This window comes from Aquamicrobium ahrensii, assembly GCF_040545755.1.
Lineage (GTDB): Bacteria > Pseudomonadota > Alphaproteobacteria > Rhizobiales > Rhizobiaceae > Mesorhizobium > Mesorhizobium ahrensii.
Map to the genome: position 1 here is coordinate 1 of NZ_JBEPMN010000035.1, position 1,741 is coordinate 1,741.

Here is a 1,741-nt window from a genome sequence, read left to right on the forward strand (position 1 = left end):
CCGTTTGACGAGATTGCGGTTGAGGAGGCGATCCGGCTGAAGGAGGCGGGCAAGGTCGAGGAGATCGTTGTTGTCTCGGTCGGGCCGAGCCAGGCGGCGGAGACGCTGCGCACGGCGCTGGCCATGGGCGCCGACCGCGCCATTCTGGTCAGGGTGGACGAGACGGTCGAGCCGCTGGGCGTGGCCAAGGTGCTCAAGGGCGTGGTCGCGGCCGAGGCGCCTGGCCTGGTGATCATGGGCAAGCAGGCGATCGACGACGATTCCAACCAGACCGGGCAGATGCTGGCGGCGCTTCTGGGCTGGGGGCAAGGCGCCTTCGCCTCGAAGGTCGAGATCGCCGGCGACACGGCGAGGGTGACGCGCGAGGTCGACGGCGGCTTGCAGACGGTGGAGCTGAAGCTGCCGGCGGTCGTGACCTCGGACCTGCGCCTCAACGAGCCGCGCTATGCGTCGCTGCCCAACATCATGAAGGCCAAGAAGAAGCCGCTGGACGAGAAGAGCCCGGCCGATTTCGGCGCCGACGTCGCCCCGCGCCTGAAGGTGCTGAAGACCGAGGAGCCGGGCGGCCGCAAGGCGGGCGTCAAGGTCGGCTCGGTCGCCGAGCTGGTCGACAAGCTGAAGAACGAGGCCGGCGTCCTCTAGGGAACTGAGGTGAGGGCGGGCCGCACATGACGCTGTCTTGCGCTTGCGGCGCTGGCGTACTGAGCTGCGCTGCGCTCCGGTTCTCGAACGACACCATTTTCGCTGCGCCCTGACCGCAAATCGGGCGCCAGATGAAGCAGGAAACACGAACATGGCAATTCTTCTTATCGCCGAACATGACAACGCCACGCTGTCGGACCAGACCGCCAAGGCGCTTTCGGCCGCGCTCCAGATCGGCGCGGACGTCGACATCCTCGTCGCCGGCAAGGACGCCGGCGCGGCCGCTGAGGCCGCCGCCAGGCTCAAGGGCGTGCGCAAGGTGCTGCTGGCCGGGGCCGACGAGCTGGCCGAGCGTCTGGCCGAACCCTTCGCGGCGCTGATCGTCAGCATGGCCGGCGACTACGACACCATCGTCGCCCCGGCGACCTCGTCGGGCAAGAACGTCGCCCCGCGCGTCGCCGCCCTGCTCGACGTGGCGCAGGTCTCGGAGATCATCGAGGTGGTGTCGCCCGACACCTTCAAGCGCCCCATCTATGCCGGCAACGCCATCCAGACGGTGCAGTCGACAGACGCAAGGAAGGTCGTCACCGTGCGCACGGCCTCCTTCCAGGCCGCCCCCGAGGGCGGTTCGGCGGCAATCGAGACGGTGGCGGCCGCCGCCGATCCGGGCGTGTCTTCCTTCGTGGAGAACAGGCTGTCGGAAAGCGACCGTCCGGAGCTGACCTCGGCGAGGATCATCATCTCGGGCGGGCGCGCGCTCGGCTCCGCCGAGAAGTTCCAGGAGGTGATCCTGCCGCTGGCCGACAAGCTGGGGGCGGCAGTCGGCGCAAGCCGCGCGGCGGTCGACGCCGGCTACGCCCCCAACGACTGGCAGGTCGGCCAGACCGGCAAGGTGGTCGCCCCCGACCTCTACATCGCCTGCGGCATCTCCGGAGCCATCCAGCACCTCGCCGGCATGAAGGACTCCAAGGTCATCGTCGCCATCAACAAGGACGAGGAAGCCCCCATCTTCCAGGTCGCCGACTACGGCATCGTCGGCGACCTCTTCACCATCCTGCCAGAACTCCAAAAGGCGCTTTGACCGGGACACGAAGAGCGT

At 68.4% G+C, this 1,741-nt stretch carries 2 protein-coding genes; both read left to right on the top strand.

Annotated features, from left to right (window positions below; all coding sequences use genetic code 11):
• The coding region (locus ABID44_RS18630) for an electron transfer flavoprotein subunit beta/FixA family protein (protein ID WP_354153172.1) at positions 1–642 on the top strand (642 nt) is incomplete at its 5' end.
• A 151-nt stretch (positions 643–793) separates the two neighbouring features.
• Positions 794–1,723 (top strand): electron transfer flavoprotein subunit alpha/FixB family protein, encoded by a 930-nt coding sequence (locus ABID44_RS18635; RefSeq protein ID WP_354153173.1) that lies wholly within the window; start codon positions 794–796, stop codon positions 1,721–1,723.
• Positions 1,724–1,741: the final 18 nt, after the last annotated feature.